The following is a 14,687-nucleotide window of genomic DNA, read 5'->3' on the forward strand; positions in this document are numbered from 1 at the left end:
CGCGAACCCCCTCGACAACTCCTTAAAAGAATGGCCCCGATGAACGACGACACTGGTCCACGTGGCCGCACCATGCGTGCCGGCGGTAGATTCGTCCGCAGCATCTGGCTCTTTCCGGCCCTGCTCACTGTCGTTCTGCTGGGGCTGACGGCCCTGCAGATCAATGGCTCCTCGGTGGGCATGGTCCACAGCAACTTCTACGGCGCGCAACCGGACCCGGACCTTCTGCTCAACGAACCGCAGGGGATCCGGGCGGACGAGTGGAACGTCAACACCCAACTCACCGTCGCCCAGGACGCCGCCGGCTACCCGCGGGTCAACCCGAACGTCGGGCAGGGCGAGGACGTCACCCTGATCAGGGACGTCCCGTACAAAGAGTGGTCGACGGTCTTCAAGCCACACAACCTGGCTTTCCTGGTGCTGCCGTTCGACTTCGCGTTCGCCTTCAAATGGTGGCTGATGGGCTATCTGCTCATCCTGAGCTGCTATTTCTTCGTGCTGGCGCTGATGCCCAAGCAGCGATGGTTCGCCGCCGGGCTCGGGCTGGCGCTGTTCTTCAGCCCGTTCAACCAGTGGTGGTACCAGTACGTCACGCTCTCGTCGATGTACTACGCCCTGTTCGCGGCGACGGCCCTCATCCTCCTGATGCGGTCGAAACGGCTGCTGGCCACCGTCGGCTGGGCAGCGCTCCTGGCCTACGTGCTCACCTGTTTCGCGCTCGTTCTCTACCCGCCGTTCCAGGTGTCCTGCGCCCTGGCGGTGGCCCCGTTCGTCGTGGGCTTCCTGATCGAGCAGGGTCGGGCGCTACCGCGCCGGCTGCTGCTGCGGCAACTGGGCATCGCCGTCGCGGCGCTGGTGGTCGCGGGCGCCCTGATCGGTGCCTTCGTCGCGACCCGGATGACGGTCATCGAGACCATCCAGAACACGGCCTATCCGGGTAAGCGGATCGTGGAGAGTGGTGGCTTCGACTTCGTGCACCTCTTCGCCGGGCACACCAGTTTCGGCCTGCAGTTCGAGGAGAAGGCCGCCGTCTACAAGGTGATGGCCAACCAGAGCGAGAACTCCAACTTCCTGCTCGTCTTCCCGTTCCTGTTGGTGCCCAGCGTGGTCCTGCTGATCATGCTGTACCGCGCCCAGCGGACCATCGACTGGCCACTGTTGCTTGTCAGTCTCACGCTCCTGGGAGCGGTGGCCTGGCTGTTCGTGCCACACCTGGACCTGGTCGGCAAGATCCTGCTCCTCAACATGGTGCCGCCCGCGCGGCTGATCATCGGCATCGGTCTGCTGAGCTTCGTGGGAATGGCCCTGGTCGTCCGGCGGCTGCTCGACGAACGGATCGGCCGGCCGAGCTACAAGATCGTCATCGGGTACACCCTCGTGGTGCTGCTCGCCCAGGTGTTGCTCACCCTGCACGTGGAGCGGGCCTTCCCCGACTTCATGCAGGAGCGCGGTCTGCTGCTGTCGATCACCCCCATCCCGCTTGTCGTGTTCCTGCTGCTTCGTAAGCACTTCGCCTGGGCGTCGGCCGCCCTGCTGGCCTTCTCGTTCGTCATGACGATGTACATCCACCCGCTGTACCGCGGCACCGAGGTGCTGACGCGGACACCGCTGGCGGAGTCGATCCGGGCCATCGAGGCCGAAGATCCCGACGCCACCTGGGCGACCGATGTGCCGTCCGTGGAGAACTTCGCCTACATGAGCGGCGCCCACTCGCTTGCCGGCGTCTACGGCTACCCGCAGTTGGAGCTGTGGCGGACGGCAGACACGCAGGGCGAACAGGAATTCGCCTACAACCGTTACGCCCATGTCTGGTTCGTCTTCGACCGGGATCCCGCCAAGACGGTACCGACCAGCTACGTGCTCGGGACCTCCGACCACTTCGACGTCGTCACCGAGCCGTGCGGCGACTTCCTCCGGCAGCACCAGGCCCGGTACCTGCTGACCGTGGAGCCACTCAACGAGCCGTGCCTGGAACTCCGCGAGACGATCCGCTACCCGGCTGCGACGTTCCAGATCTACAAGGTTCGCTGAGGACGCCGGGGCAGCTGGTCAGAGCTGCCCCGGCTCCGCCCTGACCCAGGCGGGGATCCGTACGGTTACCACACCGGTAACCGTACGGATCCCCGCTCTGCTGTGTGCCGCCCGCGCGGGGGCGGTCACTTCCGGCCGATCAGCAGGACAGGTTCGACTCCGCCACTCGCCTCTTCGACCCGGTAGTCGGCGAGCACCTGCTGCCAGGCATCCGCCTCCCCCATCGCGTGGGAGCGGATCAGCCACACGCGCCCGCCGCCGCGCTGATCCGCCAGCGTGAGCGCCTGATCGAGGCTGGCGTGCAGGGCCGCCGGCTCGTTGTCGTAGATCACCGTGACGTCCGAGCGGGTGGGCATCCGGATCCACCAGCCGACGGTGTTGGTGTGCGGGGTCACCAACTCGATCTGGTCCTGCGGCGAGTAGTAGGCGAAGCCGTACCACGCCAGCTCGTTCATGACGATGACGTCGTTGGCGGACCGGTGCGTCGCCACGAACTGGGTCGCCGAACGGATGTCGGTCACCGCGATGGCCGTGTAGTAGAGCCCCGGTTCGTCACCGTCGAACCGGTACCAGCGGCCATTGTGGAGGCCGTACAACGCGAGCAGCACCGCGCAGGCCGCCGCGGTCAGCGCCGTGGCCGGCAGGCGGGGCACTCCGCGGCGGGCGAGCGTGGCGCCACCGTAGGCCAGCCCCGCGACCCCGACACCCGCGACCGCGGCCGTCGTGACGAGCAGGAAGTGCGAGGTACGCAGCTCCAGCAGTGGATAGAACCGGGCGACCCCCAGCGTCGTCACCCCCACCGGCAGCAGGAGCACCGCGATCGCCGAAGCGGGGCGACCCTGCCGGGCGAGGGTGATGACACCGGCCAGGAACAGGCAGCCGATCACCAGCGCGGGCGCGCCCACCATCGGTGCCAGGTTGTGCACCTGCCGGCTGAGGTAGCCGGGCAGCTCGGTCAGGCTGGGGAAACTGTCGGCCCAGTACTCCCGCATCTTGTCGTTGTTGCCGCGCGCCGAGACGCCGAAGTAGAAGACGACGATGACTGTCATCGCGGCGAACGCCGCCACCGCCACGTCCCGCAGCCGCGCCCACCGCCGCCGCAGCGCGGTCGCCAGCAGCAACCCGCCGAACACGCACGGGGCGGCGATCGCTGTCACGTGGCTGAACGCGATGCCGGTGGCGGCCACGGCCGCGAGCACGCCGAGTCGACGCCGCGACCAGGTCTGCTCCGTCCAGGCCGCCAGGGCGACAAGCACCACGGTGATCGCGGCGTCGGCGGTGTACTGCTTCAGGTCATGACGGATCTGCTGGGCCGGCACGAGCAGCACCGCCGTGGCGCAGGCGACGCCAGCGACGACCCCGAGCCACCGCGTCGGCCACCGCAGCAACCGTCCGAGCGCGTACGCGGCGACCATGGTGAGCCCGTGGAACGCCAGCGGCACCACGCGTAGGTAGTCGGCGTCCGGCACCAGTCGCAGCAGGAAGCTCCACCCGAGCGGGGTGGACGAGGTCGCCACCGGCAGGTCGCTCAGCGGCAGCCGCACCGACAGCGCCACCCAGGCCTCGTCGAGCCAGTACCCGGCCGTGAGCATCGTCTTGACGTCGTGGACCACCGGAAAGAGGGCCAGCAGCACGCCGACGGCGATCCAGTCCGCGGGGATGGGACGGCGTCCCTTCGGCGTCGCCGACGTGGGTGGACGACCCACGTCCCCGCGTTCCAGTTGTACGACCACGTCGGTTCCCATCACGAGTACGGAACGACAATGCTCCACCCGCACGACGTCATCGGGGGGAGTGCACCTCGGTGCCGCCCGGCGAGCCGGGCCGGGCACCGCCCGACGCCACCGCCAGCTGTGGAATCAGCTGGCCCCGGCCGGCCGCGTCGACGTGGGCAGGGGCTCGGCCGCGCCACGCTGCGTCGGCACCGACGTGCCGATCAGGCGTGCCGCCTGCGGGTTGCGCCGGGCGGCCGTCGGCAAGCCGACCACGAACTCGGGGAACAGGCCGAAGAAGGTCCGGGCGCTCTGCAACTCCAGGGTGTGCGCCCGCGACCACTGGAACGAGTTCGTCGCACGGGCCCAGTGGTGGGTCCACCGCACGTCGCCGAGCAGCACCACCGGCATGTCGTGCCGCCACGCCCGCAGCCCCAGCTCGTGGTCCTCGTAGTAGAGGAAGAACCGCTCGTTCCATCCGCCCATCGCGACGAAGTCCGCGGTGCGGGCCGCGACCGCCGCGCCCATCACCCAGGCCACGTAGACAGCGTCGCCGGGGTTCGCCACCACCCGGTAGTTCGCGTGCATCCGCGACAGCGGCCAGATCTTCCGGTTGCCCAACTTGGCGGTGGCGTAGGGGAAACCCCGGCCGTTGGGCTGGGGGGTGCCGTCGGTCGCGAGCAGTTGGGGAGCGACAAGGCCGCCGTGCACGTCCAGGTGACGCTGCATCGCGGCGAACCCGGCGGGCTGGACCTCCAGGTCGGGGTTGGCGAACAGGACGTACTCACCCGCCTGACGTACGCCGACGTTGTTGGCCTTGGCGAAGCCGACGTTCTCCGGCAGCCGGATCACCCGGGCGCCCAGTTCCTCGGCCACGGCGGCCGAATCGTCGGCGGAGTTGTTGTCCACGACGATCCACTCGTAGGGCTTGGCGCCGCCCCAGCACCGCCGGAGCGTGTCCGCGGAGTTGTAGGTGACCGTCACGACACTCCACGGGGTTCCTGCCATCATGCGCTCCGAACTCTCAGATAGCTGACCAGGGATGCAAAACCGAACCGCCTGCCCTTCCACTGCCGGCGGGCGGCGGGCCCCTCCAGCAGGCCACGTCCCACCCCACGCAGGAAGGGCCGGAGCAGGCCCTGACGGGCGCGCCGGGCGGCCAGCGCCAGATGCGCCAGCGCGAGGATCGGGATCGCGACGAGCATCAGCGGCCAGGTGAAGGTCCGCGCGGCGACCAGGAGCCGGTTGCGGGCCAGCAGGAACGCCCGGAACCCCTGGAGCTTGTTGTCGCCCTCGACGCTGTGGCCACCGGCGTGCGGCAGCATGAAATCCAACCGCCGGGTCCGCAGGCCCTCGGCGTACATCCGGAAGGCGAGGTCGGCGTCCTCACCCCAGGCGAACAGGTGCTCGTAGAACCCACCGAAACGGTGGAAGAGCGCGGTGGGGAAGACCGCCGCGCCACCGGACGGGCCGAGTGGCCCACGCGGGACCGTCGCCGCCCGGTCGATGAACAGCGAGACCGGATGCAGGTCGATGCCGACGTACTCGCCGCCGTGCATGGCCAGACCCACAGCGATCGGGCTCTCCGGGTCCGCCGCGATGGCCGCGAACAACCGGGTCAGGGCGTCCTCCGGCAACCAGACGTCCGGGTTCAGCAGCAGCACGTGGCTCGTCCGCACCGCGGCGACAGCCCGGTTGCAGCCCGCCGCGAATCCCGGGTTCGACGAGTCGGGCAGGTACTCGTACCGCTCCTCGTCCAGACCGTCAGCGATGACCTTCGCGCACTCGTCCTCCGGCCAGTTGTCGGCGAAGATGAACCTCACCGGTAGCCCGTCGGCGGCGCGTACCCAGGTCGGGAGCGTCTCGGCGAGCATGTCGCTGGACCGGTAGAGGACCGTGACGATCGTCAACGTCTCTGCCATTCGGACACCCCCCTCACTGTTTGCGGACGACTGGCGGACAACCGGGACGACGGCGTGCTCGTCACAGGAGGGACCTGTACAGGCTCTGCCACCGCTGCACACACCTGTCGAAGGCGTACTCCTGGGCGTACCACTCGGCCACCCGCTGCCCCTCGTCGACGGCACGGTGGCCGATCGCCTCCCGGATCGCGCCGGCGAGCGCGGCGGGCGCGAGGTCCGCCCGGAACGCCAGGGTGCCCGTCGCGTGCCGGGTCACCTCGGCCAGGCCACCGGCCCCGGTGTGCACCACAGGTACGCCGAGGGACAACGCCTCCAGCGCGCTGAGCCCGAACGACTCGACCCGGGACGGCACCACGAGGCAGTCGATCTCCTGGAGGAAGTCCGCGGCCGTGACCCGGCCGACGAGGTCGAGGTTGGGCCGGGCGGCGATCGCCATCGAACCCGCCCCGGCGACCTTGAAGTCCAGCTCCGGGAGGAGGGAGGCGATCTCGGGCAGGAGATCGGCCCCCTTCTCCTTCTCCAACCGGCCGAGATAGCCCACCACCGGCCGTCGACCCGGCTCCGGTGTCTGGGCGGGCTTCGGGCTCGGCCAGGTGACGGGCAGCGGGTTCGGGATCAGGTGGATGTTCTTGACCCCGCCCCGCTCGCGCAGCTCGGCGGCCTCGAACTCGGACACCGCCACGGTCGCGTGTGGACGCACCCGACGCATGGCCAGGTCCAGCGTGATGTTGGACTGGATGAGCGCCTTCTGCTGGAACGAGCCGGCGGTGTCCCGGTACTGCCACAGGCTGTTGTGCAGGGTGACGACGAGCGGCGTCCGCCGGCCCCCCATGCTCAGCGCCGCTCGGGAGTGCATGGCGGCGGACAGCAGGTGCGCGCAGACCACGTCCGGCTGCACCTCGTTGACCAGGCGACGGATCTCCCGGGCGTAGGCGAGATCGATCCGGCTGGTCGCGCTGAGCCCGATCCACGGCACACCGGCCTCGCGCAGCGCGTGGCCCACCTCGTCGTCCGAGGTGGCGGCGACGACGTCCAGGCCGGTTCGCGCGTGCGCCGGGATGATCTCCGTCAGGATGCGTTCGGCGCCACCGAGCTGCCGCCGCCCCGAGCCACCAGTGGTGCAGACGAACAACACCTTCACGAGGTACGCAGCCCCTCGACGGCGCCACGGGCGATGGCGCGACGAACCGGGTTCGCGCCCACCGCGGCGCGCAGCAGCACCCCACCCACGTACGCCGTGGTGGCGATGCGACCGCGCCGGCCGCCCATGCTCCGGCTCGCCCGGATGAACTCCCGGGTACGGCGTTCGGAGATCTCCTCCTCGGACCAGCGCCGCTTCGCGGTCGCGTCGTCCTCATGCATGATCACGGCCTCCGGCACGTACGCCAGCCGCAGACCCTGTTGCCGGACGGCCCAGCAGAGCCGCATGTCCTCGGAGTAGAAGAACGACGTCTCGTCGACGCCGCCGATGGCGTCGAAGGTGCTCCGCCGCATGGCGACGAAGGGACCGGTCAGCCAGTCCGCCTTCTCCGGCGGCGCGACGATGCGCAGGTTCGGCAGCACGAGGCTCAGGCCGGTGGCGTGGGCGAAACCGACGCCCAGGCCCAGGAACCGCCCGCCCTCGGTCTGTGACACGCCCGACGGCGTGACAACGCCCGGGAAGGCCGCGCCCACCTGCGGGTCCTGGAGGGCGGTCAGCAGGCGGGTCACGGCGTCGGCGTGCACGATGATGTCGTTGTTGGAGAGGATCACGTTCGCCCGGCTGGTGTGGCGTACGCCGAGGTTCATGCCCCGCGCGTATCCCAGGTTCGAGCCGGACTGGACGTACTGGACACCCTGCTCGGCGCAGAACGCGCTGAGCGACTCCTGGATGTGCGCCGAGCTGCCGTTGTCGACGACGACGATCTCCGCCTCCGCCGGCAGCGACAGGACGCAGGCGCGGGTGCGCTCAAAGTCCTCCCAGGCGAGGACAACAATCGAGACATCCATGTCAAACCGTCCCATTATTCGGCGACTGCGCTCGTCGCAGGCTCGCTCTGGAGGCGAAGGCGTGTACGGCGTAGGCGAGCGTCGAGGCGATCGCCGCCCCGATCACACCCGCCCACGGGATGATCGCGAAGTACGCGGGAATCGCGAACGCGAGGGTGATCATGGCGACCACTGTCGTGGCCCGCTCGCCCCGCCTCTTCAGCAGCAGGGCGCTCCAGCTCTTGCCTGCCGCGGTGGCCAGGGAGCCGGGCAGGAGGACAAGGCCGAGAATCCAGGCGTGCCGGTACTCCGGCTGGAGGTAGCCCAGCACGCCGAGCCCGAGGACGGCGGCCAGGGCGACCGGCAGCGCCGCGGTGACCACGGACCGGGTGGGGTCGGGTCCGTCGTTGCCGTCCCGGCTGGCCAGGATCCGCTGCGCCCGTACGACGGCGCCAGCCTGCGCGAACTCCAGCGCGGCGACGGCCAGGGCGTACACGCCGAGGGGGCCGGCGCCGACGAACCTGGCCACCAGGATCTGGTTGAACCGCAGCGTCATCATCTGGGCGAAGATCCCGAGGTGCAGGTTGCCGACGGCAGCCATGTCGGCGCGGTAGTCCACAGCGGTGGCCTCCGGCCGGGGTGCGGGCCCGATCCGCCGGAGCATCCCCAGCACCAGGGCACACACGGACAGCGCGCTGACCCACTGGACGACGAGCCACACCATGCTCCACAGGCCGCCGTCCAGGTAGCCGGCGAAGTACAGCGCCACGTAGCCGCCGACCAGGACCGCCCCGCTCGCCGCGCGCATCGCGTAGACGACAAGGAAGCTCTTCTGGCGCAGCGCGATCGACGAGACCGTGTTGAAGATCGTCAGACCTGCCGCGGACCCCATGCCGACCAGGTAACTGCCGATCCCGGCGACCGTGGTGAGCACCGCGGCGGCGACGACGGAGAGGAGGACCGAGGCCGCCAACATCGCGAGGACCCAGGGGCGTCCCCGCGAGAAGACCCAGCCGCCCGGACGGGACAGCAGGAAGGTGTCCAGGGACAGGCCACCGACTGCCGCGCCGAGCGTCGCGCTCACCATGTTCGCGGAGAGCTCACCACGCTCCGCGGGCGGCAGCGCGACGGACAGGACCGCCGCCAGCCCGGTCAGGCCGAGAGCGCCGATGTAGAGGCGTTCGGGTGCGACGAGCCGTCGCAGCAGGCCCAGTGCGCGGCGTCCGGGCGATGGCTTCGTGCCGGGGCCCGGCGATGGCCGAGCGGTATTGACCAGCGACACGCCGTTCACTCGCCCCCCATAGATGCGATACGTGCGGGCACGACGAGTCGTACTTCGCTGGCACTTTCTACCCGAATGCCGTTACACCTGCAATCGACCGGGCGGCCCTAACCGATAATGCCGAAACACCTGCCGGCGCCGCCAGTCGGCCGGCGTAGACTCTCGGACCCGTGAGGATCCTCGTCACCGGCGGAGCCGGATTCATCGGGTCGGAGTACGTTCGCCTGCTGCTGGGCAAGCCCCTCGGCAGCGCCGAGGGCGTGCCGCCACTCGAGCCGGCGGTCGTGACCGTGCTCGACAAACTGACCTACTCGGGCAACCTGGCCAACCTCGACCCCGTCCGCGACGACCCGCGGCTACGGTTCGTCCAGGGCGACATCTGCGACCCGGTCATCGTCGACGAGGTCGTCGCCGAACACGACGTCATCGTGCACTTCGCCGCCGAATCCCACGTCGACCGCTCCATCGCCGGCGCCGCCCCGTTCGTCACCACCAACGTCCTCGGCACCCAGACCCTGCTCGACGCCGCCCTGCGCCACCGCACCAGCCGCTTCGTGCACGTCTCCACCGACGAGGTGTACGGCTCCATCGACGAAGGCTCCTGGACCGAAACCTGGCCCCTGGCCCCGAACTCCCCCTACTCGGCGTCCAAGGCCGGCTCCGACCTGCTCGCCCTGTCCTACCACCGCACCCACGGCATGGACGTCGTCGTCACCCGCTGCTCCAACAACTACGGCCCGTACCAGTTCCCCGAGAAGGTCATCCCCCTGTTCGTCACGAACCTCCTCGACGGCGCCACCGTCCCCCTCTACGGCGACGGCGGCAACATCCGCGACTGGCTACACGTGCACGACCACTGCCGCGGCATCGCCCTGGTCCAACAGAAGGGCCGCGCCGGCGAGGTCTACAACATCGGCGGCGGCACCGAACTGACGAACAAGGAACTCACCGGCCGACTCCTGGACGCCTGCGACGCCGGCTGGGACCGCGTCGTCCCGGTCACCGACCGCAAGGGCCACGACCGCCGCTACTCCCTCGACATCACCAAGATCCACGAAGAGCTCGGCTACACCCCCAGCATCACCCTCGACCAGGGCCTTGCCGACACCGTCACCTGGTACCGCGACAACCGCACCTGGTGGGAACCCCTCAAGGCCACACCCACCGCCTGAACTGACAACGCCGCGGGTGGTGGCGCCGACGATGCGAACTCCGTCGGCGCCGCCACCCGCGGCGTTGTGGCGTCTGGTCAGCGACCGCCGGCGCGGAAGACCTCCGAGACGGTGCGGAGCACCACCTTGACGTCCAACCACAGCGACCAGTTCTCGATGTAGTAGTTGTCGAAGCGGGCCCGGTCGGAGATCGGGGTGTCGCCCCGCAGACCACTGACCTGGGCAAGCCCGGTGAGCCCGACGGGAACGCGGTGGCGTGCCGCGTAGTTCGGGTACTCGGCCGAGAACTTCTCCACGAAGTACGGCCGTTCCGGCCGCGGCCCGACCACGCTCATGTCGCCGCGCAGGATGTTCCACAGTTGGGGCAGCTCGTCCAGGGAGGTCCGGCGCATGAACCGGCCGATGGGGCCGACCCGGTTGTCGTGCGCGATGGACCAGTTGGTCTGGGACTCCTGCTCGTTCACGGGACGCATCGACCGGAACTTGATGACCTTGAACGGCTTGCCGTACCGGCCGATCCGCTCCTGGTAGAAGAAGATCCCACGGCCACCGTCGATGAAGGTGGCGAGGGCGCAGAGCAGCAGCACCGGGCTCAACAGCAGGAGCGCGACACCGGCGAACAGCATGTCGGACGCCCGCTTGATGGCCCACCGCGGGCCGGTCAGCGTGATGTCACCGATCTTGACGATCGGGAACGCGCCGATGTGGTCCGGGTAACCGCTGTGCGAGCGCGAGCCCCACAGGCGCGGCACGGCCCAGAGATCACAGCGCGAGCTGCGGGGCTGCAACAGGGTTTCCATCAGCGTCGTCTCGTCGCAGTCCGGATCGGCGATGATCAGGACCTCGCACTCCGTCAGTCGGACGAGGTGTTCGAGGTCCGTCATCGTCCCGCTCAGCGGAAGCGCCGCGTTGTCCTGCCGTGACGAAGCGTCGACGCAGCCGACGAACCGCAGACCGTACTGAGGGTAGCGGCGCAGCAACCGGGCGATCTCGAGGCCGATCGGCCCACCGCCGACGACCAGCGCGTTGTGCTCGGCCCACCGACGCTTGCGGGACAGGACGGTGAACGACCTGCTGGCCGCCCGCCCGACGATCACGAGCCCCGCCGACAGCGCGACGCCGCGCATGAACCCGCCGACGTACGCCACCGAGGCGTGGCGCTCGGCCGCGATGATGGCCACCACCGAGGCGGCGGCCAGCAGTCGCCCGCAGAGGCTCGGCAGCTCGTCGAGGATGCTCACGTGACGGCGCGGCCGGTAGAGGCCACCTGCCGCGAACAGGGCCACGGTCAGGACGGCGTTGGCCAACGTCCCGCGCCAGTAGCTCTGGGTCAGCACCAGCGGAGCGATCAGCGCGACGGCGTCGACCGGCGCATTCATCATCCATGCCCGCAGCCACCGGGTCCGCGACGAGGTGCGGGACCTCGCGTACGGCAGGACGGCGGTGGTGCCCAGACCGGGCACCTGAACCTTCGCCTGCGCCCGTACCCCCGGCTCCCTGGTCTGGGGCACGGGTGGGGCGCCTCCGTAGAGGCGGGCCCCGTCGCCCGGCATGTCGATGTCGTCCTCGTCGACTGACGGCGTGGACGAATGGCTGGTCGCCGGATGGCCTGACACTAGTGGACCTCCCCGTGAAAGCCCTCGGTCACGTATCCCGACCAGAAGGGCGACCGAACTCTACGATCGACCGGGTCGTGTCACCATAGCCGCCAAGTCAGTTCCTCCTCCTACTTTGCGGCGGAGAGGATTCCCGGAACGTTGTCGTCGCGGACCGCATCGAAGACCTTCGCGGCCTTCTCCTTGTCGGCAAGCACCACGCTCTCGGTGCCCATCATGCCGGTGCCCTTCACCGGGCAGGTCAGGAACGTCATGTTGCCGCTACGCAGGTCGCGCATCTCGGACGCCAGGTCCAGCAGGTTCAACTTCTTGTCCACGGCGACCGCGTCGGCCATCGCCTTGACGAAGGAGTTGAGTTTGGCCGGGTTGGCGAGCGTCCCGCCGGACGCGGCCTTGTCCAGGATCGCCTTGATGACCTGCTGCTGGTGCCTGATCCGGGCGAAGTCGCCGTCGGCGAAGGCGTGCCGTTCGCGCGCGTAGTCCAGCGCGGCGGCACCGTCCATCTTCTGCCGACCGGCGTTGAACGTCCGGCTGCCGTTGAGCGCGTACAGCGTGGTGAAGCCCTTCTCCACGTCAATGGTGATGCCGCCGAGCGCGTCCACGATCTCCTTGAAACCGCTGAAGTCGACGATCGTCACGTGGTCGATCCGCACGCCGGTGAACTTCTCCACCGTCTGCACAAGCAGCGGCACGCCACCCCACGCGAACGACGCGTTGATCTTCGCGTCCTTGCCACCGCGGCCGGACGAGGACTTCGGCACGCTGACCCAGGTGTCCCGGGGGATCGAGATGAGCTGGGCGCTGGACCGGTCCTTCGGAAGGTGGGCCACGATGATGGTGTCGGTGCGGGAGCCGGACTCGCTGTCCGGGTCGCGCGAGTCACTGCCGAGGATCATGATGTTCATGGCGCCCTTGGCGTTCTCACCCACCTGCGGGCGGTCGGCCTCCGGCACACCGTCGAAGGCGTCGACGCGCTCGATGCCGGAGTTGATCGAACGGAAGTACAAACCTCCGGCGATCATCCCGCCACCGCCGAGCAACGCCAGGACCACGAAAGTGATCAAAGCGACCTTTTGCCACCGGGGACGCCTCGGACGCGCCTTCTTTGTCGGGTCCGATGGTTGCTGCGCCTCGATGAACTGGGTCTCGGGCTCCGCGTACTCTTGGCGATACTGCATGCCGCGATGCTACTGATTCCCGGTTACGGGGATGTACCCCCGTCCGGGCCATAGGGTTCCGCATCCCGACCGAAACTTCTCCGACGATCGTTGCGGTGAACCTGCTATGAAGCAGTGGTGGACGTCACGCAACTGCGCCGAGCCATCGCCCGCACGCCACTCGCCCCGGTCGCCGCCTTTCCGAAGCGGCTCGCCCGGGTGGTCCGCCACGACGCCAGGGTGCTGCGCATTTCGGCCCGCTGGCTTGTCACCTCCCGGGAACATCACAACTACACGTACGAGCTGACCACGCTGAGCCGCCACCACCTGGCCTGGTTCGTCAGCGTGGTCTGCGACCGGCCGGTCACACAGGTCCGCGGCTGGCTCGACGAGATCGAGTCCGACCAGGCGTTGCGACGACACATCGAGCAGGCCACCGCCGGGGCCGCCCGCCGTGGCCTCGCCGACAGGCAGGTCCGCTACGCCCGCCGGATCGGCTGGTACGCCATCGTCCGTGCCACCCGACCGGCGCACATCGTGGAAACCGGTGTCGACAAGGGACTGGGCACCGTCGTCCTGGCCGCCGCCCTGCTGCGCAACGCGCAGGAGGGGCACCCCGGCCGGATCACCTCGCTGGACATCAACCCCGAGGCCGGCTACCTCGCCCAGGTCGCACCCTGGTCGGACGTCGTCGACCTGGTGATCGGCGACTCGATCGCCTCGATCGACGCACTGGACCGCCCGGTCGACCTGTTCCTGCACGACAGCGATCACAGCCGCGCCCACGAGAAGCGCGAGTTCGACGCCGTCGAGTCGACGCTCGCGGCCGGCGCGATCCTGCTCACCGACAACGTCACAAGCACCAACGTGCTCGCCGAGCACGCCGAGCGCACCGGCCGGCGGTTCCTCGCCTACCGGGAGAGCCCCGCCAACCACTGGTACCCCGGCGACGGGATCGGCGTGGCATGGTAGCCCCGTGCGGCTGACATCGATCCACACGTACCCCGTCAAGGGTTGTCACCGGCTCGACCACGACGGCGCGATCGTGCAGCCGTGGGGCCTGGCCGGCGACCGGCGCTGGATGGTCGTGGACGCCGACGGCGTCGGCGTCACCCAGCGCGAGACCACCCGGCTGGTCGGCCTGCACGCCACCGTGCGCCCCGGAGGCCTGTCGCTGCGCGCCGACGGGCAGCCCGACCTCGACGTGCCCGAGCCGGCCGGCGGCGAACCGGTCGCCGTGCGTACCTTCCGCAGCCGCGAGCTCCCGGTCCCGGCCCTGCCGGCCGGTCCAGCGGCCGACGCCTGGCTCGGCGCGCTGCTCGGCCAACCGGTCCGGCTGGTCTGGCTGGCCCGACCGACCCGCCACGTGGCCGCCGCTGGTCGCGAACACGACACCGGTGACCAGGTCAGCTTCGCCGACGCCTACCCGCTGCTGCTGACGAACACCGCCTCCCTCGACGCCCTCAACGACTGGCTGGCCGAGGCCGGGGAGGAGCCGGTGCCGATGACCCGGTTCCGGCCCAACCTGGTGGTCGACGGGGCACCGGCCTGGGCCGAGGACGACTGGGCCGGCCGGCCACTGCGCATCGGTGACCTGCGCTTCCGCGCCGCCGGGCCCTGCGGGCGCTGCGTGGTGACCACGACCGACCAGGAGACCGGGGTACGCGCGAAGGAACCGCTGCGCACCCTCGGACGACACCGCAACGTCCGGCAGAAGATCCTCTTCGGACTCCACCTGGTGCCGCTCGACACCGGCCACCTCGCGGTGGACGCCCCGCTCGTCAGCACGCCCTGACCACTGCCGAGCGCGACCGGCGAGCGGAACGC

The 14,687-nt window shown here is 69.6% G+C and carries 12 protein-coding genes; 4 read left to right on the forward strand and 8 right to left on the reverse strand.

Going from position 1 to position 14,687, the window contains the following annotated elements; genetic code table 11:
- The first annotated feature begins 39 nt into the window (after positions 1 to 39).
- Positions 40 to 2,031, forward strand: a complete 1,992-nt coding sequence (locus tag ACQPWW_RS06365) for a DUF7657 domain-containing protein (protein WP_433130072.1) — start codon at positions 40 to 42, stop codon at positions 2,029 to 2,031.
- A 125-nt stretch (positions 2,032 to 2,156) separates the two neighbouring features.
- Here the strand turns inward: ACQPWW_RS06365 and ACQPWW_RS06370 are convergent, their stop codons facing one another.
- The 6 genes from ACQPWW_RS06370 to ACQPWW_RS06395 form a co-directional block, all read right to left on the reverse strand.
- Positions 2,157 to 3,776: a hypothetical protein gene (locus ACQPWW_RS06370; RefSeq protein ID WP_433130074.1), complete on the reverse strand. Its 1,620-nt coding sequence runs from the start codon at positions 3,774 to 3,776 to the stop codon at positions 2,157 to 2,159.
- Between the two features lie 114 nt (positions 3,777 to 3,890).
- A complete protein-coding gene (locus ACQPWW_RS06375) occupies positions 3,891 to 4,751 on the reverse strand; it encodes a glycosyltransferase (protein WP_433130076.1) in 861 nt (286 codons plus the stop codon).
- Positions 4,751 to 5,665 (reverse strand): glycosyltransferase family 2 protein, encoded by a 915-nt coding sequence (locus ACQPWW_RS06380; RefSeq protein WP_433130078.1) that lies wholly within the window; start codon positions 5,663 to 5,665, stop codon positions 4,751 to 4,753. The genes ACQPWW_RS06375 and ACQPWW_RS06380 overlap by 1 nt, the downstream gene beginning before the upstream one ends.
- 61 nt (positions 5,666 to 5,726) lie before the next feature.
- Positions 5,727 to 6,806: a glycosyltransferase family 4 protein gene (locus tag ACQPWW_RS06385; protein WP_433130079.1), complete on the reverse strand. Its 1,080-nt coding sequence runs from the start codon at positions 6,804 to 6,806 to the stop codon at positions 5,727 to 5,729.
- A complete protein-coding gene (locus ACQPWW_RS06390; RefSeq protein ID WP_433130081.1) occupies positions 6,803 to 7,654 on the reverse strand; it encodes a glycosyltransferase in 852 nt (283 codons plus the stop codon). The genes ACQPWW_RS06385 and ACQPWW_RS06390 overlap by 4 nt, the downstream gene beginning before the upstream one ends.
- Before the next feature lies 1 nt (position 7,655).
- Positions 7,656 to 8,924: a lipopolysaccharide biosynthesis protein gene (locus tag ACQPWW_RS06395; protein ID WP_433130083.1), complete on the reverse strand. Its 1,269-nt coding sequence runs from the start codon at positions 8,922 to 8,924 to the stop codon at positions 7,656 to 7,658.
- Positions 8,925 to 9,085: 161 nt separating this feature from the next.
- Between ACQPWW_RS06395 and rfbB the strand changes: the two genes are divergently transcribed.
- On the forward strand, positions 9,086 to 10,087 hold the full coding sequence (rfbB, locus tag ACQPWW_RS06400) for a dTDP-glucose 4,6-dehydratase (protein WP_433130085.1): 1,002 nt from the start codon (positions 9,086 to 9,088) through the stop codon (positions 10,085 to 10,087).
- Positions 10,088 to 10,164: 77 nt separating this feature from the next.
- Here the strand turns inward: rfbB and ACQPWW_RS06405 are convergent, their stop codons facing one another.
- A complete protein-coding gene (locus tag ACQPWW_RS06405) occupies positions 10,165 to 11,640 on the reverse strand; it encodes a sugar transferase (RefSeq protein WP_433130087.1) in 1,476 nt (491 codons plus the stop codon).
- A 173-nt stretch (positions 11,641 to 11,813) separates the two neighbouring features.
- The gene (locus ACQPWW_RS06410) at positions 11,814 to 12,881 is read right to left on the reverse strand and encodes an LCP family protein (RefSeq protein WP_433130089.1); all 1,068 of its coding nucleotides are present in this window, start codon (positions 12,879 to 12,881) and stop codon (positions 11,814 to 11,816) included.
- A gap of 117 nt (positions 12,882 to 12,998) precedes the next feature.
- Here ACQPWW_RS06410 and ACQPWW_RS06415 point away from each other — a divergent pair, with 117 nt between their 5' ends.
- Together ACQPWW_RS06415 and ACQPWW_RS06420 are read left to right on the forward strand one after the other, a co-directional pair.
- Positions 12,999 to 13,832: an O-methyltransferase gene (locus tag ACQPWW_RS06415; RefSeq protein ID WP_433130091.1), complete on the forward strand. Its 834-nt coding sequence runs from the start codon at positions 12,999 to 13,001 to the stop codon at positions 13,830 to 13,832.
- 4 nt (positions 13,833 to 13,836) lie between these two features.
- A complete protein-coding gene (locus ACQPWW_RS06420; RefSeq protein ID WP_433130093.1) occupies positions 13,837 to 14,655 on the forward strand; it encodes an MOSC domain-containing protein in 819 nt (272 codons plus the stop codon).
- The last annotated feature ends 32 nt before the right edge of the window (positions 14,656 to 14,687 follow it).

Origin of the sequence: Micromonospora sp. CA-240977, assembly GCF_050942285.1 — a bacterium.
In the GTDB taxonomy this organism is placed as follows: domain Bacteria; phylum Actinomycetota; class Actinomycetes; order Mycobacteriales; family Micromonosporaceae; genus Micromonospora.

Coding starts and splice junctions, on each gene's coding strand:
- ACQPWW_RS06365 (WP_433130072.1), top strand. CDS start 40: ATGAACGACGACACTGGTCCACGTGGCCGCACCATGCGTGCCGGCGGT.
- ACQPWW_RS06370 (WP_433130074.1), bottom strand. CDS start 3,776: ATGGGAACCGACGTGGTCGTACAACTGGAACGCGGGGACGTGGGTCGT.
- ACQPWW_RS06375 (WP_433130076.1), bottom strand. CDS start 4,751: ATGGCAGGAACCCCGTGGAGTGTCGTGACGGTCACCTACAACTCCGCG.
- ACQPWW_RS06380 (WP_433130078.1), bottom strand. CDS start 5,665: ATGGCAGAGACGTTGACGATCGTCACGGTCCTCTACCGGTCCAGCGAC.
- ACQPWW_RS06390 (WP_433130081.1), bottom strand. CDS start 7,654: ATGGATGTCTCGATTGTTGTCCTCGCCTGGGAGGACTTTGAGCGCACC.
- ACQPWW_RS06405 (WP_433130087.1), bottom strand. CDS start 11,640: ATGCCGGGCGACGGGGCCCGCCTCTACGGAGGCGCCCCACCCGTGCCC.
- ACQPWW_RS06410 (WP_433130089.1), bottom strand. CDS start 12,881: ATGCAGTATCGCCAAGAGTACGCGGAGCCCGAGACCCAGTTCATCGAG.